The sequence below is a fragment of the Pseudonocardia charpentierae genome, assembly GCF_031845345.1.
GTDB lineage: Bacteria > Actinomycetota > Actinomycetes > Mycobacteriales > Pseudonocardiaceae > Pseudonocardia > Pseudonocardia charpentierae.
Genome location: NZ_JAVREJ010000007.1, coordinates 49,244 through 73,422 on the forward strand (window position 1 = coordinate 49,244; position 24,179 = coordinate 73,422).

A 24,179-nucleotide genomic window follows, 5' to 3' on the forward strand; every position below is an offset into this window, starting at 1 on the left:
GCCGCTCAGTCCGGCGGCAGCTCGACCACCCGGTTCTCCGCGGCGCTGAGCCGGGCGGCGTCCAACACCTCGAGGGTGTGCACCGCCTGCTCCGCCGGCACCGGGAAGTCGCCGTCGCCGCGCAGCGCGGCGGCGAACCGGGTGTAGTAGTCCTGGTAGGCGCCCCGCTCGGACGGCACCTGCCGGGAACCGGCGGCGGTGTGGAGCGTGCCCCAGTGCCCGGGGGCGTCGTAGCCCCACTTGTCGCCCTCGTCGACCGGTCGCCTGCCGGCGAAGACGGCCTGGGCCTGCACGTCGGTGCCGTGGGCGACGTAGGAGCCACCGCTGCCGTAGGCCCGCAGCTCGCGGTCCTCCAAGTAGTTGATCTTGCTGGCGGACACCCGGGAGTGCACCCCGTCGTCATGGGTGAGGGACAGGTTGAAGCGGCAGTCCGTGCGGCCGCCCGTGGGCTCGACGTGGTCCAGCTCGGCGTACACGGTACGGGCCGGGCCGAGCAGCCAGAGCATCTGGTCGACCAGGTGGCTGCCCAGGTCGCGGAGCAGCCCGGCGTCCGGGCCGATCTCCAACGTGGCCGCGTTCGCCTGGTCCATCCGCGACTCGACGCCCCACAGCTCGCCGAGCTCGGCGCTCTCGAGCACCGCGGCCAGCGTCTGGATGTCGGCGTCCCAGCGCCGGTTGTGGAACACGTTCAGCGGGACGCCCGCCTCGGCCGCGGCCGCAACGAGCTCCCGGCCACCCTCCGCGTCGGGGGCGAAGGGCTTGTCGGCGATCGTCGGTACCCCCGCCGCGATCGCCTCGAGCACCAGGGCACGGCGGGTGTGCGGCGGGGTCGTGATCGTGACCGCGTCGACCCCGGCGGCCAGCATCTCGGTCAGCGAGTCGTAGACGGGTACCCCGGGGAGCTCGGCGGCCAGTTCGTCGCGGCGGGCGAGGGAGCGGGTGACCACCCCGGCCAGCTCGACGCCCTCTGCCGCGGCCACGAACGGTGCGTGGAAGTACCGGCCGCCGACGCCGTACCCGACCAGTCCCAGCCGCACATGTCCTCCAGAGGTCGCCGGTACCCGCGTCGCTGCACGCTGTCGATCGGCAGGCCGAGCATAGGGTGCCCACCCCGAAATAGGGTGCCGTCCGCCGGAGATGGGGTGGTTCGCCCGACGAGTCGGGACCGGTCCCGCTCCTAACGTTCTCCTCGTTCGCAGAACCGAATGAGGAGAACACAGTGAGCGAGACGACCAGCACGATCGACACCACCACCGATCGGGCGCTCAAGGCGAAGCACCGGGCGATGTGGGCGCTGGGCGACTACCCGGCCGTGGCGATCGACGTGATCCCCGAGCTGGGACCGACCCTGGTCGCGGCCACCGGCGTACGCGCCGGCGACCGCGTGCTCGACGTGGCCGCGGGCACCGGGAACGCGGCCGTGCCGGCCGCGCTGGCCGGCGCCGAGGTCGTGGCGTCGGACCTGACACCGGAGCTGTTCGTCGCCGGGCGGCAGTTCGCCGCCCGCAACGGTGTGGAGATCACGTGGGAGGAGGGCGACGCCGAGGCGCTGCCCTACGACGACGACAGCTTCGACGTCGTGCTGTCCTGCGTCGGCGTGATGTTCGCGCCGCACCACCAGATCGCTGCGGACGAGCTGCTGCGGGTGTGTCGACCGGGAGGGCGGATCGGCCTGCTGAGCTGGACCCCCACGGGGTTCGTCGGTGAGCTGTTCCGGACGATGAAGCCCTACGCACCCCCGCCGCCGCCCGGGGCGCAGCCGGCGCCGCTCTGGGGCGACGAGGACCACGTCCGGGCACTGCTCGGCGACCGGGTCACCGACGTCGTCGCGAAGCGGCAGACGATGACCTCGGACCTCTTCGCGTCGCCCGAGGCGTGGAAGGACTACTGGAAGACCGTCTACGGACCGACGATCGCCGTGTACCGCTTCGTCGGCGACGACCCGCAGGAGGTCGCCGCGCTCGACGCCGACCTCACCGCTCTCGCCACGCGGTACGACCGCGGCACCGGGTCGACGACGGTCATGGACTGGGAGTACCTGCTCTTCACCGCCCGCAAGCAGGGCTGAGCAGCACCGACACCGACACCGACACCGACACCGGCACCGCGCTCGCCCCCGGCCTCAGCGCCGGGCGGCGAGCGCTGCGTTGAGCGACCGATGAGGAGTAGAGATGTGGTCCACAGTCGTCCAGCCGGTGCTGATCGCCGGGATGGTCGTCCTGGAAGTAGCCGTGTGGCAAGTCCGGGTCGCGCTCGCGACCCGTGGACGAAAACGGGTCGCGGCGGTGCTCGGCGCCGTCAACGCGGTGCTCTCGGTCGTCGCGCTCGGGCAGGTCGTGACCAACCTCGACCGACCGGCCAACGTCGCCGGCTACGCCGTCGGTGTCGCGCTCGGTGTGTACCTGGGCGTCGTCGCCGACGGGCGCTTCGCCGGCGATCCGGTGGAGCACCGGGTGGTCGTGCCCGGTGACGGCAGCGGGCCTGCCGGGGAACTGCGGGCCCGGGGCTGGCCCGTCACCGCGCACCCTGCCGTCGGGCTCGGTGGTGCGGCGACGGTCCTGTTCGTGGTGGTCGACCCCGGCCGGACGGCCGAGATCGAGCGCGATCTCGGACTGTTCGCGCCCGACGGGTTCCACACCAGCATCCGCCTGCGGTCGGCGGCCCGGGTCGCGCTGCCGCCCGGCTTCGTCGGGGTGGCCGAGGGTGCCCGGCTGCTGCGGAGCATCCGCAACGCAGCTGACGACCCCGTGCCCGTCGCGTCGTGACGGCCGCGCGGGCGGTTCATGCCCGCGCGGTCTCCGGCGTGTCCACGGGAGCGTCCACCACACCCAGCCTCCGCGCGACGGCGGCGGCCTCGCCGCGGGTGCGGACGTCCAGCTTGGCCAGGATCGCCGACACGTGGTGGTCGGCGGTCTTCGGGGAGATGACCAGGCGTGCGGCGATGTCGCTGTTGCTGAGGCCTTCGGTGAGCAGGGCCAGCACGTCCAGTTGGCGGGCCGTCAGCCCGGCCGGGTTCGCCCGGGTGGCGGGCAGCCGGCCCCGGGGGACACTGCTGACCCCGGCCTCGCGCAACCTGGCGCGGAACAGCGCCGAGACCGCGCGCGCGTCGAGATCGTCGAGCAGCGGGAGGGCGGCCAGCAGGTCGTCGGTCGACCCGGCGTCCCACAGCGCCATCGCCCGCTCGTAGGGCTGGTCGTCGGCGACGGGCGCGGTCGCCCCGGAGGCCCACGCCGCTCGGTGTATGCCGGCGTCGGCGAGGCGCCGCGACCACCGCACCAGCGGACCCAGCGCGGCGTCCCGGCCGGCGTAGGTCCGGGCGAAGAGCCCGGTCACCAGCCGATCGTCGAGCCGAGGATCCGGACGGCGGGTGATCCAGGCGTTCTCCGCGAACGCGGCCGCGGCGGCCGCGACCATGCCGGGATTGTCGAACTTGGCCACCAGCCGCCACAGCTCGTCGAGGTGGGGGTTCGCCGGCAGCCCGTCCTGGCGGGCGACGAGCACGCCGAGCACGAGGTGCGGCCACAGCTGGCTCATCGGGAGGTCGCCCGACCGCAGCACGGCGCGGGCGTCGTCGTCGGCCTCGGTCCAGCGCCCCTGCAGCAGCCGTAGCCGCGCCCGCACCCCGAGCTGGTAGGCGGTGCAGATCGGGGTGTCGCGCTCCTCGCTGATGCGCAGCGCCTGGGCCACCGACTCCTCCGCGTCGCCGAGGCGCCCGTGCTCGACGTCGTAGTGGCACAGGTTGCTCATCGGCGTCGTCGCCAGGTCGTCGAGCCGGAACTGCAGGCCGACGGCGGTGGCGTCGAGCAGGTCCGCCCGACCACTCAGGTCGCCCTCGAGCAGACGTGCCACCGCGACCCCGATGGACGCGGTGCCGCGCAGCACCGCGTCGCCGTCCAGATCGCCCGCGATCGCCGTGACGCGTTCGCCCGCCCGTCTGGCCTCAGCGGTGTCGCCCGCCCACGCGGCGAGGAAGGCGTGCCGGGACAGGGCGAAGCCGAGTGCGCGAGGGTCGTCGGCGGACGAGAGGATCTCGACGGCGGCGTCGACATGCTGCGCGGCCAGGGCGCGATCGGCGGCGTACCAGGCGAAACCGGCGAGTGCGGTGTGCCCGGCACCGACGGCGACGATCTCTCCCAGCGCGCGCCGCAGCTCCAGCGCCTGCTCCCTCGCCGCGATCGCGTCGTGGAGGCGGTCGGTGAGGTACAGGTCGAGTGACAGCGCCTCAAGCAGGCCGGCGCGGGTGGCGGCGTCGTTCCCGACGTGCCGCAGCGCGGTCTCGAAGAAGGCGACGGCTTCCCGGTGTGCTCCGGAGCGCGACGCCTCGGCCGCGGCGTCGGCGGCGTACCGGAGCGCCCGGGAGGTGTCGCCGGCCGCAGCGGCGTGGTGCGCGAGCACACTGGCGTCGCCGCCGGCCGCCTCGAGCGCGTCGATCATCGCCGCGTGCAGCGCCGACTCGGAGCCGGGGGCGGTCGCCTCCAGGACCGCGCACCGGGCGATCTCGTGCCGGAACGCCACACCGCGTCCGTGCCGGTCGACCAGGCCGACAGCGGCGAGCGCGCCGACGACGGACGGCGACACGTCGAGCGCGTCGAGCAGTTCCCGGCCGACCGGCTCGGGGGTGCAGGACAGCAGTTCGAGGCACTGCCGGGCCGACGGGTCCAGCCCGGTGATGCGGGCGAGCACGGCGTCGCGGACGCTCTCGGGCAGCGGGGAGCCCGGCTGGGCAAGGATCTGGCTGACGAAGAACGGGTTGCCCGCGGTGCGGCGGTGCACCTCGGCCGGGTCGGGCCCGTGCCCGTCGAGGAGAGCGGCGACGGCGGCCCGGCTCAGCGGGGTCAGCTGGAGCCTGCGGGCCTCGGGTGACGCGACGAGGTCGCCGAGGACGGCCCGCAGCGGGTGGTCGAGGTCCAGGGTGTCGCGGTAGGACAGCACCAGCAGCAGCGGCAACGTCGCGATCCGGCGGGCGAGGAACCGCACGAGGTCCAGCGTCGCCTCGTCGCCCCAGTGCAGGTCCTCCACGACCAGCACACGCGGGCGGGTGCGCAGCGCGTCCAGCGTCGCAGCGAAGATCTCGTGCGGGGCCGCCGTGCCGCGCAGCAGTTCCGGCACGGACGGATCCAGGTCGTGCGCGACGTCGCGCAGCGGGCCGAGCGGGCGCGGCGTGCTCAACGAGTCGCACATGCCCCACAGTGGCTGCGCCCGGTCCCGTACCCGATCGACGAAGGCGCGCAGGAGGACGGTCTTGCCGATGCCCGCCTCGCCCGCGACGAGGACCACCGACCCGTGACCGGCGATCGCCCCGCGGACGTGCTTCTCGAGCACGTCGAGGGGATGCTCGCGCTCCAACAGCCGCACTCCGGGAACTGTAGGAGAAGGGGACGGCCGTGAACACCGTCCGGTCGCGGTCAGGCCGGCGCCGTCCTCGCTGCGACCGTGACGCCGAGGCGGCGCGCGGCCGCAGCGGCGTCACCGCGCGAGTGGACCCCGAGCTTCCCGAGGACCGCCGACACGTGGTGGTCGGCGGTCTTGGGGGAGATGACCAGGCGTGCGGCGATCTCGGTGGTGCTCAGTCCGTCGACGAGCAGGGCCAGCACGTCCAGTTGGCGGCCGGTGAGTCCCGCCGGGTTGGCCCGGGTGGCCGGCAGCCGGCCGCGGGGGACGGCGCTCACGCCCGTCTCGCGCAGCCGGGCACGGAAGAGGGCGGCCACCGCCTTGGCGTCGAGGCGGTCGAGCAGTGGGAGGGCGGCCAGCAGGTCGTCGGGCGACCCCGCGTCCCAGAGCGCCAGCACCTGCTCGTACGGCTGGCCGTCCGACGCGGGCCGCGGCGCGGCATCGGGGACGGCCGGCCCGATTCCCGGCAGGCCTGCGCCGGCCAGCCGCCGGGACCACCGGCGGAGCGGAGCGACGGTGGCGTCGCGGCCGGTGTATGTCTGCGTCAGGAGCCCGGTCACCAGCGGATCGTCGAGCCGGGGGTCGGGCCGCCGGGTGATCCAGGCGTTCTCGGCCAGCGCGCACGCGGCGGCGGCGACGATGCCGGGTTCGTCGAGCGTGGTGACCAGGCGCCACAGCTCGTCCAGGTGCGGGTTCACCGGTGGCCCGTCGCTGCGGGCCACGAGCATCCCGAGCACGAGGTGGGGCCACACCTCGCCGAGGGGGATGTCGCCGGACCGGAGGGCGGCGCGGGCGTCGTCCTCGGCGTCGGCCCAACGCCCCTGCAGCAGCCGCAGCCTGGCGCGCACCGACAGCAGGTACGTGGTGCAGATCGGGGCGTCGCGTTCCTCGCTGATGCGGAGCCCGTGGGCGAGCGACTGCTCCGCCTCGACCAGGCGCCCCTGCTCGACGTCGTAGTGGCAGAGGTTGGCCATCGGCGTGGTGGCCAGGTCGTCGCGCCGGTGCGCCAGGCCGACCTCCGTGGCCGCGAGGAGATCGGCTCGACCACCGGTGTCGCCCTCGAGTAGGCGGCTGACCGCGAGCCCGATGGACGCCGTGCTGCGCAGCACGACGTCGTCGCCCAGTTCGTCGGCGATCTTGGCCGCGTGCGCGCCGGCCCGCCGCGCCTCCGCGGCGTCGCCGCGCCATGCCGCGAGAAAGGCGTGCCAGGCCAGGGCGAAGCCCAGCGCCCGGTGGTCGTCGGTGCCGGCAAGGATCTCGATGGCGGACCGGGCATGCCGTTCGGCGAGGGCACGCTCGGCCGCGCCCCACGCGAAGTGGGCGAGCGCGGTGTGTCCTATGCCCACCGCCACGACATCTCCCGACCTCTGCCGCATCTCCAGGGCCCGCTGGCGCGTCGTGATGGAGTCGCGGAGCCGGTCGGCGAGGTACAGCTCGGTGGACAGGGCCTCGAGCAGGGTGGCGCAGGTGGCGGCGTCGGCCCCGGTGTGCCGCAGGGCGGTCTCGTAGAAGGCGACGGCCTCCCGGCGCGCCCCGGATCGGGAGGCCTCCGCCGCCGCGGCCGGCGCGTACTCGAGGACCCGCGCGGCGTCGCCGGCCGCTGCGGCGTGGTGGGCCAGCACGCTCGGATCGCCGCCGACGGCCTCGAGCGCGTCGATCATCGCCGCGTGCAGTGCCTGCTCGGAGCCGGGTGCCGACGCCTCCAGGACCGCGGACCGGGCGATCTCGTGCCGGAACGCGACCCCCGTTCCGTGTCGGTCGACCAGACCGGTGGCCGCGAGCACCCCGACCGTCGCCGTCGACACCCCGAGGGCCCCCAGCAGTTCCCGCCCGATCGGCTCGGGCGTGCACGAGAGCAGCTCCAGGCAGTGCCGGACATCCGGGGCCAGCCCGGCGATCCGCGCGAGCACGGCGTCGCGGACGCTCTCGGGCAGCGGGGACTCCGGCTGGGCGAGGATCTGGCTGACGAAGAAGGGGTTGCCCGCCGTGCGGCGGTGCACCTCGGCCGGGTCGGGCCCGTGCCCGTCGAGGAGCGTGCCGACGGCGTCGCGGCTCAACGGGGTCAGCTGGAGCCGTCGCGCGTCCGGAGTGGCGACGAGGTCGCCGAGGACGGGCCGCAGCGGATGGTCGACCTCCAGCGTGTCGCGGTAGGACAGCACCAGCAGCAGGGGAAGCGTCGTGATCCGGCGGGCGAGGAACCGCACGAGGTCCAGCGTCGCCTCGTCGGCCCAGTGCAGGTCCTCCACGACCAGTATCCGGGGGCAGGTCCGGAGTGCGTCCAGCGTCGCCGCGAAGATCTCGTGCTGGGCCGCCGTGCCGCGGAGCAGGGCGGCCACGGCGGGGGCCAGCTCGTCCGCGACGTCACGCAGCGGCCCGAGCGGGCGCGGTGTGCTGAGCGAGTCGCACATGCCCCACAGCGCCGGTGCCCGGGGTCGCTCGACGAAGGCGCGCAGCAGAGCGGTCTTGCCGATCCCGGCGTCGCCGGCGACGAGGACGGCGGAGCCCCGGCCGGTGACGGCCCGTCGGGCATGCTCCTCGAGCACGTCGAGGGGATGCTCGCGCTCCAGCAGGCGCACGGGCCGATCGTACTGTGCGAATCGGGCTTTTCCGGTAGGTCAGGAGTACGGCTGCACGCCGTCAGGGCCAGGACGGCAGCGAGTCCGGATAGAGGATCTTGACGATCTCGCCCCACAGCGCCTGCGACGGCACGGCCTGCGCGTCCGCGACGTTGCTCGCCACCACCACGGTGGCCTGCTGACTCGGCAGGTAGAACACCATGTCGCTGTAGCCGAAGATCGAGCCGTCGTGGCCGACCCAGTCGCCGAGCTGCGTGACGCCCAGGCCGTACTGCAGCCGGATCCCGGAGTTCGTCAGCGGCGTCCAGCTCTGGCGCTGTGCCGCGGTGGCCGGCGCCAGGCCGGTACCGGTGGCCAGCAGGGCGGCGTAGCGCGCCATGTCCGGGACGGTGGAGACCATGGCGCCCGCGGCTCCGGCCACCGCCGGGTTGCTCGCGGTGACGTCGCGGTAGCCCCCGGGAGGTGCCGGCGACGCGCCGTCGCCGAGATAGCCGTGCAGGGCCGGCTCGGGCAGCGCGTCGTCCGACGGGTAGGACGTGGCCGGCAGGTCCAGCTCCCGGATCAGGCCCGCCAGGTACTGCGGCGTCGGTTGCCCGCTCGCCCTGGCGATCACCAGGCCGAGCAGGACGTAGTTCGAGTTGTCGTACTTCGTCTGCTGGTTCGGCGGCGTGAACTCCGCAGCGTGTGCGCGGATGATCGCGAGCGTGTCGTCGTCGGTCCACGGCATCGTGGGCTCGGCGAGGTAGCGGGCGAAGAACGCCTTGTCGTCGGTGAAGTCGTAGCCGCCGCTGCGCATGGCGAGCAGGTCCCGGACGGTGATCGTGTCGCCGTTGGGGATGTCGGCGACGTAGCGCGAGACGGGGTCGGTGAGCGCCACCTTGCCCTCGTCGACGAGCCGCAGCACCGCGTACGCCGTGAACGTCTTGGTGACGCTGGCGATGCGGTAGTGCGCGTCGGGACGCAGCGGTGTGCCCGCCGTGTCCGCGCTGCCGTACGCCTTCAGGAGCGTGCCGTGCGCCGGGTCGACGACGCTCACCACCGCCCCGGTCATCCCGTTCACGAGGCTCTTCGCGGCGGCGTCGTCGATGCGGGCCAGCTGGTCCGCGGTGAAGCCGGCCGTCGCCGTCGCCGTCGCCGTCGCCGTCGCGGACGCCGACGGGGCGGCCGATTGTGCGGAAGTCGTCGGGCCGGTCGGGGCGCAGGCGGCGAGCGTCAGCAGTCCGGCGACGGCGATCAGGACCTTGCAGCGCAGCACGATGTCAGTACCTCGCGTTCCGGGTGGTCACGGGCACGGCTCAGGACGTTGCCGGGTCGGCCGCGCGGTCGACGCGGTCGGGGTAGGTGGCGGTGAACTTCATCGCGCCCCAGATCACCGCGATCGGGACGACCCAGTTCAGCAGCAGGTCGACGGTGTTGTTCCGGGTCGCGTCCGTGGCGTGGGCGTCGAGCGCGGTGACCGCGACGGCGGCGAGCCCGATCACGAGGATCCCGGCGCCCCAGACGGCGCTGAGCACGGTGTTGATCCGTCGGAACGTCGGCGAGCCCCAGTACTCGCGCGGCACGCTCTGCCGCGCGTACTCCTCGGTGAAGGGCCGCACGGGAGCAGTCGCGAGGACGAGCAGCCCCAGCACCACGCCGACGAGCGGCCGGCCCCACTCGAACAGCCACCGGTCCACCCCGGGCCCGCCGACGAACCCGACCACGGCGATCACACCGAACAGGACCAGCGACGCGATGCTGAGGAACGTCGGTCCGTGCTTCCTTCGTGCGCCCACCAGCGCGACCACGGTCATGACCACGGCGATCGTCGCGCTCCACGCCACCCCGTTCGCGTCGAGGCGTTGGGCCACGAGCGAGAACACGATCCAGGGCACGAACCCGAGCACGAACCCCAACTTGTTCACGTCTGCGGACGCTAGTGGATCATCGGCCGTCGGAACATAGGCCGGCCTGCGGATCCTTCTTCTGAACCGGGGCCGCCGCTGCGGTCGAATCCTCGCCGAAGTCCTGGTCGCGGCCTATCATCTGAGTCCTCCGTCGGTACACGACGGGTGCAGGACGGGGAAGATCATGATCCTCATTTGGGCGTTGATCGCCATCGTCGGTCTGATCGTGCTGGTGCTGGGATCCAGCGTCCGCGTGATCAACCAGTACCAGCGCGGGGTCGTGCTGCGCTTCGGCCAGCTCCGCGAGGCCCCGCGCGGGCCCGGGCTCACCTTCATCGCACCGGTCGCGGACCGCCTGCACAAGGTCAACATGCAGGTCGTCACGATGCCGGTGCCCGCCCAGGACGGCATCACCCGCGACAACGTCACCGTCAAGGTCGACGCGGTCGTCTACTACCGGGTCACCGACCCGGTGAAGGTCGTGGTCGACGTCCAGAAGTACGACGCCGCGATCGCGCAGGTCGCGCAGGCGTCGCTGCGGTCGATCATCGGCAAGAGCGACCTCGACGACCTGTTGTCCAACCGGGAACGCCTCAACCAGGGTCTCGAGCTCATGATCGACAACCCGGCGCTGTCGTGGGGTGTGCAGATCGACCGCGTGGAGATCAAGGACGTCGCGCTGCCGGAGTCGATGAAGCGGTCGATGTCGCGGCAGGCCGAGGCGGAGCGGGAACGCCGCTCGCGCATCATCACCGCGGACGGTGAGCTGCAGGCGTCCCGGACGCTCGCCGAGGCCGCCGAGATCATGGCCGAGCACCCGGCCGCACTGCAGCTGCGGCTGCTGCAGACCGTCGTCGAGGTCGCCGCCGAGAAGAACTCCACGCTCGTGCTGCCGTTCCCGGTGGAGCTGCTGCGGTTCCTCGAGCGCGCCACGCCCGGGGCTCCGGCGGCCGCACCTGCCCCGCCTGCTCCCGCTCCGCCTGCTGCCGCCGAGGTGGCGGTGCAGCCCCTGCCGCCGCTCGCGTCCCCCGGCGGCCGCAACGGCCACGAGCCCCTCCCCGACGACACGGCCCCGGCGGCCCAGGCCGACCCGACCTGACCTGCCGGCCGGGAGCGTTCACCCCGCACGATCAACCCGGCTGATCGTGCGGGGGCTCGAGCCCCTGATCCGGGCGTGATATCGCCCGGACGATCAACCCGGCTGATCGTGCGGGGGCTCGAGCCCCTGATTCGGGCGTGATATCGCCCGGACGATCACGTCGGACGCGCTCTAGCGCAGCCCGAGCGCCCGCGCTGCGAGCTGCGCCAGGTGCACCGGCTCGCGGGTGCCCGCCTGGCGGAGCTGGGTGCGGCAGGAGAAGCCGTCGGCGAGCACCGCGACGTCGGGATCCGCGGCGCGGACCGCCGGGAGCAGCACGCGCTCCGCGCACGCCATCGACACCTCGTAGTGGCCGCGCTCGAAGCCGAAGTTGCCGGCGAGGCCGCAGCAACCGGAGTCGAGCACGTCGGCGTCGATCCCGAGGGCGGCCATGGCGGCATGATCGGCCTCGGTGCCGAGCTCCGCGTGCTGGTGGCAGTGGACCTGGACCAGCGCACGCTGCCCCGGGGTGACGACGGCCGTGCGCAGGGCGTCGGCATGGTCGGCGAGCACCTCGGCGAAGGTGCGCACGCCCTGCGCGAGGCGGACGGCGAGGGGCTCGTCGGGCAGCAGCTCGGGCCCGTCCGACCGCAGGGCGGCGGTGCACGACGGCTCCAGCCCGACGACCGGAACGCCGGCGGCGAGCCACGGCTCGATGGTGCGCAGGCTGCGCCGCAGCACGCGCCGGGCGGCGTCGACCTGGCCGGTGGTGGTCCAGGTCAGGGCGCAGCAGACGGTGCGGGGCGGGAGCTCGACGGCGTAGCCGAGGGCCTCGAGCACGGCGACGGCGTCGGTGGCGACGGCGGGGTCGAAGTGGTCGGTGAAGGTGTCGGGCCACAGCAGCAGGCGGGGGCGGTCGGCGTCCGGTGAGCTCAGCATGGTGGCTTTGCTGCGGTGGGAGTGCAGCAAAGCCACCATGCTGCGAACCCCGGAACCCACGGCGGACGCCGCGAGCCCTCTGCGCCGGGTGAACCGCCGCCGGGCGATCGGGGGGATCGCGCGCTCCGGGGCGATGCCCCCCACCCGCTTCGCCACCGCTCCCAGCGGCCCCCGGGCCGCGGCGTTCAGCGCGTCCACCACCCTCGCCGGCAGCCGACCCACGATGTGCAGCCACCGGGGGAGCGCGCCCATCGAGTAGTGCGCCGCCGGGCGGCGGCGCCCCCGGTAGCGCTGCGCGAGGAACTCGGTCTTGTAGGTCGCCATGTCGACACCCACCGGGCAGTCGCGCTTGCAGCCCTTGCACGACAGGCACAGGTCCAGCGCCTCGGCGACCTCGTCGGACTGCCACCCGTCCCGGATCACCTCGCCGTTCGCCATCTCGAACAGCAGCCGGGCCCGCCCGCGGGTGGAGTGCATCTCCTCGCCCGTGGCGCGGTAGCTCGGGCACATCACCCCGCCGTTCGCCGTCACGCACTTGCCCACGCCCAGGCAACGGCGGGTCGCGCGGGCGAAGCTGCCGCGGTCGTGGCTGAACGCGAGCTGCGGGGCGTCGCGCATCGTGGGCAGACCGACGAAGACGCGCAGGTCGTCGTCCAGCTTCGCCGGCCGCACCACGCGGTCCGGGTTCAGGCGGCCGTCGGGGTCCCAGATCCCCTTGAACTCCTCGAACGCCCGGATGATCGACGGCGGGTACATCCGCGGCAGGAGCTCGGCGCGGGCCGCGCCGTCGCCGTGCTCGCCCGACAACGACCCCCCGTGCGCCACGGCGAGGTCCGCGGCGTCTTCCAGGAAGGCGCGGAAGTTGGCGATCCCGGGCCGGGAGGCGAGGTCGAAGTCGATCCGCACGTGCAGGCAGCCGTCGCCGAAGTGCCCGTAGTAGACGCCGCGGCGGCCGTGCCGGGCCAGCACCGTGTCGAACTCCCGCAGGTACGCCCCGAACCGCTCGGGCGGCACGGCCGCGTCCTCCCAGCCGGGCCACGCCTCGCCGCCGTCCGGCGATCGGGTGAGGATCCCGGCACCGTCTTCGCGGATCCGCCACAGCGCCTTCATCCGGGCGGGTTCGCTCACGACCAGCGACGAGATCGCGTACGGCTTCATCGCGGTCGCGACGGCCTCCGCGGCGGCGTGCGCCTCGGCGCGGTCCGCCCCACCGGTCTCGACGTAGAGCCAGCCGCCGCCCTCGGGCAGCTGGCGGGACGCGGTCTCGACGGGGTTGGTCGCGCGCAGCGCCGCGATCAGCCCGGCGTCCATCCCCTCGATCGTCAGCGGTCCGAGCGCGCGGACGACCATGACGTGGTCCGCAGCGGTGTAGGCGTCCGGGAAGCCGAGCACGGCCAGCGCTCGGGCCGGCGGCGACTCGACCAGCCGCACCGTCGCCCCGGTCAGCACCGCACACGTGCCCTCGGTGCCGACCAGCGCCTTGGCCAGGTCCACCTGGCCGGGGAGCAACTGGTCCAGGTTGTAACCCGAGACCCGGCGGGTGAGGTCGGGGAAGCCGACGCGGACGTCGTCGGCGGTCCGCTCGCCGAGGGCACGCAGGGCGTCGGGGATCGCGCCGTCGCCGCCCGCGCCGAGTGACAGCCGGTCGCCGCGGTAGGTGAGCACGTCGAGCCCGACGACGTTGTCGACGGTCTTGCCCCACGCCACCGAGTGCGACCCGCAGGCGTTGTTGCCGATCATCCCGCCGAGCGTGCAGCGGTTGTGCGTGGACGGGTCCGGGCCGAACGTCAGCCCGTGCGGCGCACCGGCGTCGCGCAGGGCGTCGCAGATGACGCCGGGTTCGACGCGTGCCGTGCGGGCGTCCGGGTCGATCGACAGGATCCGGTTCACCTGCCCGAAGTCGAGCACGACGGCGGTGTTGACGGCCTGGCCCGCGATCGACGTCCGCGCGCCGACCGGCAGCACCGGGACGTCGTGCGTTCGGCAGACCGACACGGCGGCCTCGACGTCCGCGACATCGCGCGGCGCGACGACGCCGATCGGGACCCGGCGGTAGTTCGACGCGTCGGCGGACCACATGGCCCGCGACGCGGTGTCGAACCGCACCGGGCCGTCGACGGTGCGGAGGAGATCGGCCCGCAGAGCGTCCGCGGCGGCACGATCGACGGGTTGCAGGCTCACCCGCTCAGTCTGCCGCCCGCGCGGTCAGGAGGCGTCCCCAAGTGCGTGGCCGTGTCCGTGACCGTGTCCGTGACCGTGTCCGTGACCGCGCTTCCCCCCGAGCGCCGGGTCGCCGAGGCGCAGCGGCGCCTTCTCGTAGCGGCCCTCGTGGGCGAGGATGGGCCGCTGATCGCCGGCGATCTCCGGGTGGCGCTCCTCCAGCTTCTGCCGCTGCTCCCAGGTGCGGCGCATCCGGTCGACGTACTCGGGGCTGCCGTCGTAGACCCCGCGCCACGTCTGCGGCATCTCGTTCTTCGACAGGCCCGGGTCCGCCTGGCCGCCGAGCGAGAACCCGGCCGGCACCTTGCGGGTCTCCCCGCCGCACAGCGGGCAGCCCGGCGCGGCGGTGGCGGTCATGGCCGCGAGGTGCTCGAAGCGCACGCCGCAGCCGCACCGGTAGACGTAGATCGGCACGGCCCACTCACCAGTTCTCGACGGACTTCGTGAGGATGTCGGCGATGTCGTCCTCGGTCGGCGTCTTCGGGCAGGTCGCCAGCAGCCGCTGCTGCTTCATCGTGCCCGGCACCAGGTCCGGCACGTCCGCCTCGGTGTAGCCGACCCCGCCGATCCCGTTTGGGATCCCGATGTCGCGCATCAGCGAGATCAGCACGGACGGGAGCTGCTCGCGCTGGTCGTTCCCCTTGTCCGCCCGCGGGTCCAGCAGTTCCGCCGCCTTGAGGTGCCGTTCCGGCGCGCTCTCGAAGGAGAACCGGAACGCCTCCGGTGCCGTCAGCGACACCGACTGCCCGTGCGGGACCATCGGCTCGTCCTGCGGGTAGCCCGCCGGCCGGTAGTCCTTCACCATCCCGGCGATCGGGTAGGCGTTCGCGTGCGGGATGTGCACGCCGGAGTTGCCGAAGCCCATCCCCGCGAAGGTCGCGGCCATCATCATCTCGCTGCGCGCCTCCACGTCGTCCGCACCGCGATGCACCGCGTTGCGGAACGACCTCGCGATCAGCGACATCGACTTCTCGCACCACAGGTCCGACACCGGGTTCGAGCCGCAGTAGGTGACCCGCTCCTCGGGCTTCTTGCGGTCGAAGTCCGCATACCAACGGGCCGTGTACGACTCCACCGCGTGGCAGACGATGTCCATCCCGGACGCCGCGGTGACCTCGGGCGGCAGGGTCATCGTCAGCAACGGGTCGACGACGGCCAGGGTCGGGCGCAGCCGCCAGTGGCTGATCCCCGTCTTGACCTTCATTGACAGAATGTCCATCACGCACATCGCGGTGGACTCGGAGCCGGTGCCCGCCGTCGTGGGAACGGCGATCAGCGGTTTGAGCTGGCCCGGGGGAGTCTTGGCGTTGCCGATCGGCTTGTTGATGTAGTCCATCAGCTCGCCGGGGTGGCTCGTCAGCAGGTTGATCGCCTTGGCGGTGTCGATCGCCGACCCGCCGCCGACGGCGACGAACCCGTCCCAGTCGCCCTGCGCGCGGGCGTACTCGACGGCCTTGTTCATCGAGTCGTCGGTCGGCTCGACGTGCACCCCGTCGAAGATCTCGGCCTCGATGTCGTAGCGCTTGAGGGAGTCCGCGATCCGGGACGGCGCCCCGACAGCGTTCACGCCGGGATCGGTGACGATCAGCACGCGCCGCACGCCGTAGCCGGACAGATCGAACCCGATCTCGTCGGTGGACCCCGCGCCGAACTTGAGCGGGGGCGCACCCCACGTGAAGATCGTCTCGTCGCGGAGCAGGGGATCGGTCATGAGTACCACTCCTTCGGTGCCACCCGCAGCTGGTGGATCTGCTCGGCGTCGTGCCCGAAGACCATCGTCGCGTTCGTGCGGTCCTGGACGCCCCGCAGCTTCTCCACCGACGAGTACCACTGCTCGAGGTTGTTGACGATGGCCGCGGGCGTCGACGGCGGGCCCCAGCTGTCGCCCATGTAGACGGCGTCGGAGGTGAAGATCATGGTGCCGCTGTCGGGCAGCTCGACCTGCATCGACATGCAGCCGACGGTGTGGCCGGGGGTCTCCAGCAGCGTGACGCCGGGGAGGATCTCGGTGTCGCCGGAGACGGTCTCGAACTCCAGGCCCTCGTAGTCCGTCTTCAGGTGCGCTCCGGTGAACAGGCCCTCGAAGCCGAGGGCGAACTCCTTCTCACGCTGGTGACAGACGAGCTTGGCGTTCGTGCCCTCGAACATCTTCGCGTTGCCGGCGTGGTCGAAGTGCAGGTGCGAGAGCACCACGTAGTCGATCTCGTCGAGCCCGACGCCCAGCTGCTGCAGCCGCGAGTCGAGGTACTCGTCCTCGCTGACCTTGTCGTAGGGGAAGAAGTCCTGGAGCCCGGTCGGCTGCCAGCGCTCCTCCCAGTCACGCGGGCAGCTGGTGTCCCAGAGCAGCCGGCCCTCGGGCGTCTCGACCAGCACGCAGTGCGTGGGGCAGTCGACCCACGGCGCCGGGCTGTCGCGGTGGTGGCGATCGGTGATGGACCGGCCGGGCTTGAGCAGGAGCCAGGTCAGGTCGGTCGTCATCGCCCCGCACGGGATGACGCTCAGCTTCGTCGCGGTGGCCATCGAGGTCCCTTCGGGACAGGAGGGTTGCGTGCGTCACACGAGAACTGTCGCGACCGTGGCATGCGACGTGCCCCTCGTCAACGGGCGTCGCTCCGAGCCTCACCGACACGGCAGGTCGACGAGGAGCGCTCCGTCGCGTGCCGGTGGCGACGCGTCACGACTGCGCGTCGCGCCGCCGGATGAGCTCGTCGGCGATCAGCAGGTCGTGCGGGTAGGTGATCTTGAAGTTCTGTTCCTCGCCGGCGACGTAGGCCACGGTCACCGACGAGAACCGCTCGAGGCACGCGGCGGTGTCAGTGCCCTCGAACCCCGCCTCGGCGGCCCGGTGGTAGGCCTCGAGCAGCGGGCCCGCGGCGAAGACCTGAGGCGTCTGGATGCGGACGTGCCGTCCGCTGAGGGGGACGAGGGTGCCGTCGTCGCCGACCGCGGCCAGGTCGTCGGCCACGAGGCCCGGCACCGCACCGCCGCTCTGCGCCGCGGCGCGGACGAGCGTCGCCACCAGGTCCAGGGAGCACATCGGCCGCGCGGCGTCGTGGATCAGCACCAGATCGAGTTCCGCCGACCGGATGGCGGGTTCGAGGTGCCGCAGCGCCCGCTCCTCCGAGCCGTGGCGGCTGCTGCCGCCGACCACGAGCTCGACGGGCACCGGCGGCCGCGGGAACTCCTCGTCGAGCGTGCGTTCCGCGAGGTCGAGGTCGTCGTCGCGGACGACGAGCACCAGGCGCCGCAGGCCCGGGGTCGTGGCGGCGGCCATGGTCTGCAACGAGATCCCGACCGCCGTCCGGCTGCCCAGCGGCAGGTAGGCCTTGTTGCGGTCCTTGCCCACGCGCAGCCCCGATCCGCCGGCGAGAACGACGACGGCGATCGCCTGCTCGGGCTCGGGCGGACCTGTGAGTGGCACGGCGGAACTGTAGTTCGACCCGCTCCGCCGCCCGTCGGCACGCGACGTCACGGACAGGTGTGACAACTCCGCCGTGCAATCTCCGCCGGTCGTCGGCAGTATCGCCGGGTGGCCAACCCGAGCGAGGACGGCGGTGCGCCGATGCAGGTGGCTGCGCACCTGATGCCGGTCCGGTCGTTCGACGCCGCGTGCGCACAAGTGATCGACTACCTGGCGCAGGTCGCGCCGATGGGTCTGTGGGCGGTGATGCGGGTCAACGAGGGCACCCAGCTCGTGCTCAGCTCGACCGGCGACACCTACCCGGTCCACGCCGGCGACGTCTTCCCCTTCGGTACGTCGCTGTGCAGGCGCATGGTCTCGGGTGACGCCCCCCGGATCGCTCCGGACGTCGCGCAGGTCGCGGCGTACGCCGAAGCCGCCGCGGCCGCGCCGATCACCATCGGGGCGTACGTCGGCACGCCCATCACGGGCCCTGGCGGCGAGCTGTTCGGCACCGTCTGCGGGTTCGACCCGCATCCCCTGTCCGAGTCGCTCACCGAGCACCAGCCGCTGCTGGACCTGTTGTCGAGCCTGCTGGCCGCGGTGCTGGCAGGCGACCTGCGCGCGACCTCCGCCGCCCGCGAGCTCGAGCACGCCCGGCGCGAAGCCGACGTCGACGCGCTGACCGGGCTCCTCAACCGCCGCGGCTGGGACCGGTACCTGCACGCGGAGGAGGAGCGGTTCCGGCGCTTCGGCGACCCGGCCTGCGTCGTCGTGATCGACCTCGACCGGCTCAAGGTCGTCAACGACACGCAGGGGCACGAGGCGGGCGACAACTACATCCGGCGGGCGGCGCGGGCACTCGAGAGCGGAGTCCGGCAGGGGGATGTCGTCGCCCGGCTCGGGGGCGACGAGTTCGGCGTCATCGCCGTGGGGGCGACCCCCGAACAGGCGCGCGAGATCGTGGAGCGTGCGGACGAGGCCATGCGCACGTCCGGGATCGCGGGGTCCTTCGGCTTCGCCCCGTACACGGTCGTGAGCGGCTTCCCCGGGGCGTTCGAGGCGGCGGACCGGGCGATGTACGAGCAGAAGCGGCGCCGCCGCGCGTGCGTGAGGGCCTGAGCGAATGGCCGCCGGACGTGAGCGCGACCTCGAACGGCTGCTGACCTTCATCGACGCCGTCGTCGCCATCGCCATCACCCTGCTCGTGCTCCCGCTCGCCGAGGCCGGCAGCGAGATCCAGAGCCGCACGGTGAGCGAACTGCTGCGCGACCACGTGGACGATCTGCTCGGGTTCTTCCTGAGTTTCACGGTCATCGCCCGGCTCTGGCTCACCCAGCACTTGATCGTCAGCTCCCTCGTCCGGCAGAACGGTGCCGTCATCCGGCTGCTGTTCGCCTGGTGCCTCACCATCGTGTTCCTGCCCTTCCCGACGACGCTGGTTACCGCCACCTCCAACGACGGCATCGCGAAGCTGCTCTACATCGGCACCATGGCGGTGAGCTCGGGCCTGCTCGCCCTCCTCGGCAGGGTGATCGACCGCGACCGGACCCTGCGCGACCGCGACGAGGGGCCGGACACCGCGATCACGATCGCGGTCACCGTCACGTTCCTGCTGGCGCTGATCATCTCGATCGTCTTCCCGGCCACGAGCTACTGGCCGCTGTTCCTCCTGATGCTGACCGACCCCGTCGTGCGTCGCCTGCAGCGGTGGGCCGGCTCGCGAAGCGACGCCTGACTCACCGCGATTGACCGGCTTCGGGCGTAGCGTGCGGGACATGCGACCGGTCGGGGCGACGTCGGTCGGCGAGCCCGAGGGGGCGCCGCCGGAGCGGCCCCGACGGCGCCGGCGGGCCGTGCTGATCGTCGCCGTCGTGCTCGCCGTCGCCCTGGCGGCCGGACTGTGGTGGGTCTCGTCCGGTGCTCCCGCCCCGGTGACGACCGCGGATGTCGACCAGGCGGTGCAGCGCGGCATCGAGCAGGCCCAGGAGGCCGAGCGCAACGTCCCGCCCGAAGCCACCACCGCGTACCGGATGATCACGCCCTCGCTCGTCACCGTGACGACGCAGCGCACGGGGGGCGCCACCACGGAGACCGGCCTGGGCAGCGGGGTGGTCGTCAACGCGGGCGGTGCCGTGCTCACGGCCCTGCACGTCGTCGACGGCGCGACGCAGATCCAGGTCGACTTCGCCGACGGCACGCGGGCGGCGGCCCAGGTGACGGCCAGCCGGCCGGAGCACGACGTCGCGGTGCTCGCGGTCGACCGGCTCCCGGAGGTCGTCGTGCCCGCGGTGCTGGCCGGTCCGCCGCCGGTCGGCGGCACCGTCTTCGCCGTCGGCAACCCGCTCGGCCTGCAGCGCAGCCTGACCGCGGGCGTGGTCTCGGCGAACGACCGCACGATCACCCCGCCCCGGGGCCCCGCGCTGCAGGGCCTGATCCAGTTCGACGCCGCCGTGAACCCCGGCAACAGCGGCGGTCCGCTGCTCAACGGCGCAGGTCAGGTGGTCGGCATCGTGACCGCCCTCGCCAACCCCGCGAACCAGGACTTCTTCGTCGGCGTCGGCTTCGCCGTCCCGATCACCACCGCCGGCGGCGCGGCCGGCGGGCCCCAGCAGTAGACCGACAGTGCAGGACGACGAGGGGCGACCCGGGAGACACATGGATCACGACACCGACCCCCGGCTGCCCCTCGAGGCCACGCTCTACCAGGTCAAGAAGACGATCGTCGGCCAGGACGGCCTGCTGGAGCGCATGCTCGTCGCGCTCCTGGCCCGCGGGCACCTGCTCGTCGAAGGGGTGCCCGGGCTCGCCAAGACGATGGCGATCAAGGCGCTGGCGCAGGCGATCGGCGGCCGGTTCCAGCGGATCCAGTTCACCTCGGACCTGGTGCCCGCGGACGTCGTGGGCACGCGCATCTACAACCAGCGCGCGGGGGAGTTCCAGGTCGCGCTCGGGCCCGTCTTCACCAACCTCCTGCTCGCCGACGAGATCAACCGGGCGCCCGCGAAGGTGCAGAGCGCGCTGCTGGAGGTCATGCAGGAGCGGCAGGTGACGATCGGGCGCGACACCTATCCGGCGCCCGACCCGTTCCTGGTGATGGCGACACAGAACCCGATCGAGTCGGAGGGGACCTACCCGCTGCCGGAGGCGCAGCTCGACCGGTTCATGTTCAAGGTGCTGGTCGGCTACCCCACGCCCACGCAGGAGTACGTCGTCGTCGAGCGGCAGACCACGGCCCAGGAGGCGCCGGAGCCGGTGATCGACGTGGAGACCCTGATCGGGTACCAGCGCGGCGCGGACGCCGTGTACGTCGACCCGCAGATCATCGAGTACGCCGTCCGGCTCTCCACGGCGACCCGCGACCCGGCCTCGGTCGGCTCGTCCGACCTAGCCCGATACGTGACGTTCGGGGCCAGCCCGCGGGCGTCGATCAACATGGTGCTCGGTGCGAAGGCGCTCGCGTTTCTGCGCGGCCGCGACTACGCCCTGCCCGGCGACGTCCGGGAGCTCGCGCGCGACGTCCTGCGGCACCGGGTCGTGCTGTCCTACGAGGCGCTCGCCGACGACGTGTCGCCCGACGACGTGCTCGGCCCGATCCTGTCGGCGGTCCCGCTCCCGGAGCTCGACCCCGGGCTCGGCACCCCGGGGCGCGGCGCGTCCGCGCGGCGCCCGTGACGGAGCCGGCCGCCGCCGCGGCGGTCCTCACGCCCGAACGCGTCCTGCGCCGCCTCGAGTGGCGGGTGTTGCGCCGTCTCGACGGGCGGCTGCAGGGCGACTACCGGACGGTGTTCCGCGGCACCGGAGTCGACGTCGCCGACCTGCGCGAGTACCAGTTCGGCGACGACCTGCGCCACATCGACTGGAACGTGACCGCGCGTACGGACGTGGCCCACGTGCGGGAGTACCTGGAAGACCGCGAGGTCACCGCCTGGCTCCTGCTCGACCTCTCGGCGTCGATGGGCTTCGGGCCGGTGCAGCGTCAGAAGCACGTCGTGCTGACCGAGGTCGCGGCGACGGTGGCACAGCTGCTCTCCCGCGGGGGCAACCGGGTCGGCGCGCTGCTGTTCGACGCCGCGGTGCGGGAGACGATCCCGCCCGCCTCGGGACGCAACCAGGTGCTGCGGATCCTGTCGCGGCTCCTGCGGCCCGGCGGTGCTCCTGCGGCCGGACCCACCGACATCGGTTCCGCGCTCCGCGCGGCGCTCGGGATCCTGCGGCGCCGGTCGCTGGTCGTCGTGGTGTCGGACTTCCAGTCCGAGCCGGGCTGGCAGGGGCTCCTGGGGCAGCTGGCCCGCCGCCACGACGTGGTCGCGATCCAGGTGGTCGACCGCCGCGAGTTCGAGCTGCCCGCCGCAGGGATGATCTACGTCGAGGACGCCGAGACCGGTGAAGTGATCTTCGTCGACACCGACGACCCCGGGTTCCGGCAGCGGCTCGCCGCCGCGGCCGACGAGCGGCAGGCGGCACTGGTCGGCGACCTGCGCTCCGCCGGGCTCGACCTGCATCCGGTCGCCACCGACGACGACCTGGTGCGGGCGCTGTTCCGCATCACGCACCTGCGGCGCCGCGCGAGATCGGGAACCGGGCGATGCTGACCTTCGCGTGGCCCTGGATGCTGCTCGCGCTCGCGGTCGTGCCGCTCGTCGTGCTCTGGTACCGGAGGTTGCAGCGGGCCCGCGCCGCCCGGCGCGCCGAGCTGGCCGCCCTCGGCCTGGTCGGCCCGGCCCCCGTCGCGGGCTGGCGGCGCACCCTGCCTCCGGCGCTGCTGCTCGGCGCCCTCGTGCTGCTGCTCTCGGCGCTCGCCCGCCCCGAGATCGGCGTGCCGCTGCCCCGCCGGGAGGGCACCGTGATGCTGGCCTTCGACGTGTCGTCGAGCATGACCGCCACCGATCTCACGCCCACGCGGATGGACGCCGCGAAGGCCGCCGCACGCACCGTCGTCGAGCGCCAGCCACCCACCGTGCGGATCGGCGTCGTCGCGTTCGGCTCCAGCGGGCTCGTCACCCAGCAGCCGACCGCGGACCGCGCGAGCGTGCTCGCCGCGATCGACCGCCTCCAGCCCGCAGGCGGCACGGCGCTCGGCAGCGGCCTGCAGACGTCGCTGAGCGCCATCACGGGGAAGCAGGTGCTGGTCGACGCGCCCGGGAGCCCCGGCGGATCCGGCGGAGTCGAGCCGCAGGGCCCGGACCTCGGCTACCACGGGTCCGCGGCCGTCGTCCTGTTCTCCGACGGCGAGAACACGGCCGAACCCGACCCGGTCGACGTCGCCGAACTGGCGTCGAGTGCGGGAGTGCGGGTCTACCCGGTCGGCATCGGTTCCCCGCAGGGCACGGTGATCGAGGTCGACGGGTTCCAGCTCGCGACCGCCCTGGACGAGCCGACGTTGCGCACGATCGCCGACCGGACGGACGGGCGCTACGTCGCCGGGGCCGATCCTGCCGCGCTCGCCGGGGTGGCCGACGCGATCGACCTGGAATGGAAGGTGGAGACGGAGCACATCGAGGTGACGGCCCTGCTCGCCGCAACGGCCGGACTGCTGGTGCTGGCGGGCTTCGGCCTCTCGCTGGTGTGGTTCGGGCGGGCCGTCTGATGGGCTTCACCTGGCCGCTCGCACTCCTGGCGCTGGTCGCCGTGCCCCTGCTGGCCGGGGTGTACGTCGGGCAGCTGCGCCGGCGGCGCCGGCAGGCGGTGCGGTACTCCAGCGTCGCGCTGATCAAGGCCGCGACGCCGCGGCGGGCGGCCTGGAAGCGGCACGTGCCCGTCGCGCTGCTCCTGGCCGCCCTCGCCGCCCTCGGCCTGGCCGCGGCCCGGCCGCGAGTGAATGTCGACGTGCCGGTCTCGGAGTCGGCCCTGATCCTGGCGCTCGACGTGTCGGGGTCGATGTGCGCGACGGACGTCGAGCCCAACCGGCTCACCGCGGCACAGGCGGCGGTGCGCGACTTCGTGCAGGCCCAGGACGGTCACACGAGCATCGGCCTGGTCCTGTTCGCCGGCTTCGCCCAGGTCGCGGTGGCGCCGACGACGGACCGGCAGCCGCTGCTGCAGGCGATCGACTCGCTGACCACGGGCCGGGGCACCACGATCGGCGCGGCGATCCTCAAGTCGGTCGACGCGATCTCCGAGATCAATCCCGACGTCGCGCCCGCGGACACCGACCGCACCCCACCGGGCCCGGCCCCGCCGCGGGCCGCCGGCAGCTACGCGCCGGAGATCGTCGTCCTGCTCACCGACGGCGCCAACACCCGCGGCGTCGAACCCGTCGACGCAGCCGAGATCGCCGCTCAGCGCGGGGTCCGGGTGTATCCCATCGGGTTCGGGACGCCGAACCCGACGTCGATGGTCTGCACGGCGGCCCAGCTGGGCGGCCGGGGCTTCGAGGGCCGGGGCGGCATCGCCGGGGGCGGCGCCGTCGGCGGCCGGAACTACCTGGTCGCTGACGAGGCCACGTTGCAGCAGGTCGCGGACGTGACCGGCGGCGAGTACTTCGCCGCGGCCGACGCGGACCGGCTGCAGCGCGTGCTGGAGGACCTGCCGCGCACCGTGCAGACCCAGCACCGCGAGATCGAGGTCAGCGTGTGGCTGGCCGGCATCGCGGCGCTGCTGCTGCTCGCGAGCGTGTGGGCGGCGGCGCGCTGGACGGCGTTTCCGGCCTGAGTAAGACGTGAAAGAGCCGGTTGGACGAGATCGAC

The 24,179-nt window shown here is 73.3% G+C and carries 20 protein-coding genes; 10 read left to right on the forward strand and 10 right to left on the reverse strand.

The features are described 5' to 3' along the window. Positions 1-5 precede the first annotated feature (5 nt). Positions 6-1,037 carry a Gfo/Idh/MocA family protein gene (locus tag RM445_RS12200; RefSeq protein WP_311556318.1) on the reverse strand — a complete coding sequence of 344 codons (1,032 nt, stop codon included), beginning with the start codon at positions 1,035-1,037 and terminating at the stop codon, positions 6-8. 182 nt (positions 1,038-1,219) lie between these two features. On the opposite strand from RM445_RS12200, the gene RM445_RS12205 reads away from it, so the two are divergent. Together RM445_RS12205 and RM445_RS12210 are read left to right on the forward strand one after the other, a co-directional pair. After that, entirely contained in the window at positions 1,220-2,068 is an 849-nt protein-coding gene (locus RM445_RS12205) for a class I SAM-dependent methyltransferase (RefSeq protein WP_311556319.1), read from the forward strand. A gap of 103 nt (positions 2,069-2,171) precedes the next feature. Continuing rightward, positions 2,172-2,765: a DUF5698 domain-containing protein gene (locus tag RM445_RS12210; protein ID WP_311556320.1), complete on the forward strand. Its 594-nt coding sequence runs from the start codon at positions 2,172-2,174 to the stop codon at positions 2,763-2,765. 16 nt (positions 2,766-2,781) lie between these two features. On the opposite strand, the gene RM445_RS12215 is transcribed toward RM445_RS12210, so the two are convergent. From RM445_RS12215 to RM445_RS12230, 4 genes are all read right to left on the reverse strand, one after another. Then, positions 2,782-5,355 carry an ATP-binding protein gene (locus RM445_RS12215; protein WP_311556321.1) on the reverse strand — a complete coding sequence of 858 codons (2,574 nt, stop codon included), beginning with the start codon at positions 5,353-5,355 and terminating at the stop codon, positions 2,782-2,784. A gap of 50 nt (positions 5,356-5,405) precedes the next feature. Next, entirely contained in the window at positions 5,406-7,967 is a 2,562-nt protein-coding gene (locus tag RM445_RS12220) for an ATP-binding protein (protein WP_311556322.1), read from the reverse strand. Positions 7,968-8,028: 61 nt separating this feature from the next. Then, the gene (locus RM445_RS12225; RefSeq protein WP_311556323.1) at positions 8,029-9,222 is read right to left on the reverse strand and encodes a serine hydrolase domain-containing protein; all 1,194 of its coding nucleotides are present in this window, start codon (positions 9,220-9,222) and stop codon (positions 8,029-8,031) included. A 40-nt stretch (positions 9,223-9,262) separates the two neighbouring features. Then, the gene (locus RM445_RS12230) at positions 9,263-9,871 is read right to left on the reverse strand and encodes a hypothetical protein (RefSeq protein WP_311556324.1); all 609 of its coding nucleotides are present in this window, start codon (positions 9,869-9,871) and stop codon (positions 9,263-9,265) included. A gap of 166 nt (positions 9,872-10,037) precedes the next feature. Here RM445_RS12230 and RM445_RS12235 point away from each other — a divergent pair, with 166 nt between their 5' ends. Further along, entirely contained in the window at positions 10,038-10,952 is a 915-nt protein-coding gene (locus tag RM445_RS12235; RefSeq protein WP_311556325.1) for a slipin family protein, read from the forward strand. A gap of 171 nt (positions 10,953-11,123) precedes the next feature. Here RM445_RS12235 and RM445_RS12240 read toward each other — a convergent pair whose 3' ends face one another. From RM445_RS12240 to RM445_RS12260, 5 genes are all read right to left on the reverse strand, one after another. Continuing rightward, positions 11,124-14,051 carry an FAD-binding and (Fe-S)-binding domain-containing protein gene (locus RM445_RS12240; RefSeq protein WP_397469287.1) on the reverse strand — a complete coding sequence of 976 codons (2,928 nt, stop codon included), beginning with the start codon at positions 14,049-14,051 and terminating at the stop codon, positions 11,124-11,126. 24 nt (positions 14,052-14,075) lie between these two features. Continuing rightward, positions 14,076-14,504 carry an FmdB family zinc ribbon protein gene (locus RM445_RS12245; RefSeq protein ID WP_311556326.1) on the reverse strand — a complete coding sequence of 143 codons (429 nt, stop codon included), beginning with the start codon at positions 14,502-14,504 and terminating at the stop codon, positions 14,076-14,078. A 7-nt stretch (positions 14,505-14,511) separates the two neighbouring features. Further along, positions 14,512-15,801: a hydroxyacid-oxoacid transhydrogenase gene (locus RM445_RS12250; RefSeq protein WP_311556327.1), complete on the reverse strand. Its 1,290-nt coding sequence runs from the start codon at positions 15,799-15,801 to the stop codon at positions 14,512-14,514. After that, on the reverse strand, positions 15,798-16,610 hold the full coding sequence (locus RM445_RS12255) for an N-acyl homoserine lactonase family protein (protein WP_311556328.1): 813 nt from the start codon (positions 16,608-16,610) through the stop codon (positions 15,798-15,800). The genes RM445_RS12250 and RM445_RS12255 overlap by 4 nt, the downstream gene beginning before the upstream one ends. A gap of 154 nt (positions 16,611-16,764) precedes the next feature. Next, positions 16,765-17,511 carry an IspD/TarI family cytidylyltransferase gene (locus tag RM445_RS12260; RefSeq protein WP_311556329.1) on the reverse strand — a complete coding sequence of 249 codons (747 nt, stop codon included), beginning with the start codon at positions 17,509-17,511 and terminating at the stop codon, positions 16,765-16,767. Positions 17,512-17,619: 108 nt separating this feature from the next. Between RM445_RS12260 and RM445_RS12265 the strand changes: the two genes are divergently transcribed. From RM445_RS12265 to RM445_RS12295, 7 genes are read left to right on the forward strand one after another with little or no spacing between them, the layout of a single operon-like run. Next, complete coding sequence (locus tag RM445_RS12265) at positions 17,620-18,612, forward strand: sensor domain-containing diguanylate cyclase (protein ID WP_311556330.1); 993 nt, start codon at positions 17,620-17,622, stop codon at positions 18,610-18,612. Positions 18,613-18,616: 4 nt separating this feature from the next. Beyond that, positions 18,617-19,228: a TMEM175 family protein gene (locus RM445_RS12270; protein ID WP_311556331.1), complete on the forward strand. Its 612-nt coding sequence runs from the start codon at positions 18,617-18,619 to the stop codon at positions 19,226-19,228. Between the two features lie 40 nt (positions 19,229-19,268). After that, positions 19,269-20,108 (forward strand): S1C family serine protease, encoded by an 840-nt coding sequence (locus tag RM445_RS12275; protein ID WP_311556332.1) that lies wholly within the window; start codon positions 19,269-19,271, stop codon positions 20,106-20,108. 40 nt (positions 20,109-20,148) lie between these two features. Beyond that, positions 20,149-21,165, forward strand: coding sequence for an AAA family ATPase (locus tag RM445_RS12280; protein ID WP_311556333.1), 1,017 nt, complete (start codon positions 20,149-20,151; stop codon positions 21,163-21,165). After that, positions 21,162-22,085 (forward strand): DUF58 domain-containing protein, encoded by a 924-nt coding sequence (locus RM445_RS12285; protein ID WP_311556334.1) that lies wholly within the window; start codon positions 21,162-21,164, stop codon positions 22,083-22,085. The genes RM445_RS12280 and RM445_RS12285 overlap by 4 nt, the downstream gene beginning before the upstream one ends. Beyond that, positions 22,079-23,080 (forward strand): vWA domain-containing protein, encoded by a 1,002-nt coding sequence (locus RM445_RS12290; protein ID WP_311556335.1) that lies wholly within the window; start codon positions 22,079-22,081, stop codon positions 23,078-23,080. Before RM445_RS12285 ends, RM445_RS12290 begins: the two co-directional genes overlap by 7 nt. Beyond that, positions 23,080-24,144, forward strand: a complete 1,065-nt coding sequence (locus tag RM445_RS12295; protein ID WP_311556336.1) for a vWA domain-containing protein — start codon at positions 23,080-23,082, stop codon at positions 24,142-24,144. Before RM445_RS12290 ends, RM445_RS12295 begins: the two co-directional genes overlap by 1 nt. The last annotated feature ends 35 nt before the right edge of the window (positions 24,145-24,179 follow it).

Excerpts from the sequence above, each read along its gene's own strand:
- RM445_RS12210 (WP_311556320.1), top strand. The coding sequence starts at position 2,172 with ATGTGGTCCACAGTCGTCCAGCCGGTGCTGATCGCCGGGATGGTCGTC.
- RM445_RS12235 (WP_311556325.1), top strand. The coding sequence starts at position 10,038 with ATGATCCTCATTTGGGCGTTGATCGCCATCGTCGGTCTGATCGTGCTG.
- RM445_RS12250 (WP_311556327.1), bottom strand. The coding sequence starts at position 15,801 with ATGACCGATCCCCTGCTCCGCGACGAGACGATCTTCACGTGGGGTGCG.
- RM445_RS12255 (WP_311556328.1), bottom strand. The coding sequence starts at position 16,610 with ATGGCCACCGCGACGAAGCTGAGCGTCATCCCGTGCGGGGCGATGACG.
- RM445_RS12270 (WP_311556331.1), top strand. The coding sequence starts at position 18,617 with ATGGCCGCCGGACGTGAGCGCGACCTCGAACGGCTGCTGACCTTCATC.
- RM445_RS12275 (WP_311556332.1), top strand. The coding sequence starts at position 19,269 with ATGCGACCGGTCGGGGCGACGTCGGTCGGCGAGCCCGAGGGGGCGCCG.
- RM445_RS12280 (WP_311556333.1), top strand. The coding sequence starts at position 20,149 with ATGGATCACGACACCGACCCCCGGCTGCCCCTCGAGGCCACGCTCTAC.
- RM445_RS12290 (WP_311556335.1), top strand. The coding sequence starts at position 22,079 with ATGCTGACCTTCGCGTGGCCCTGGATGCTGCTCGCGCTCGCGGTCGTG.
- RM445_RS12295 (WP_311556336.1), top strand. The coding sequence starts at position 23,080 with ATGGGCTTCACCTGGCCGCTCGCACTCCTGGCGCTGGTCGCCGTGCCC.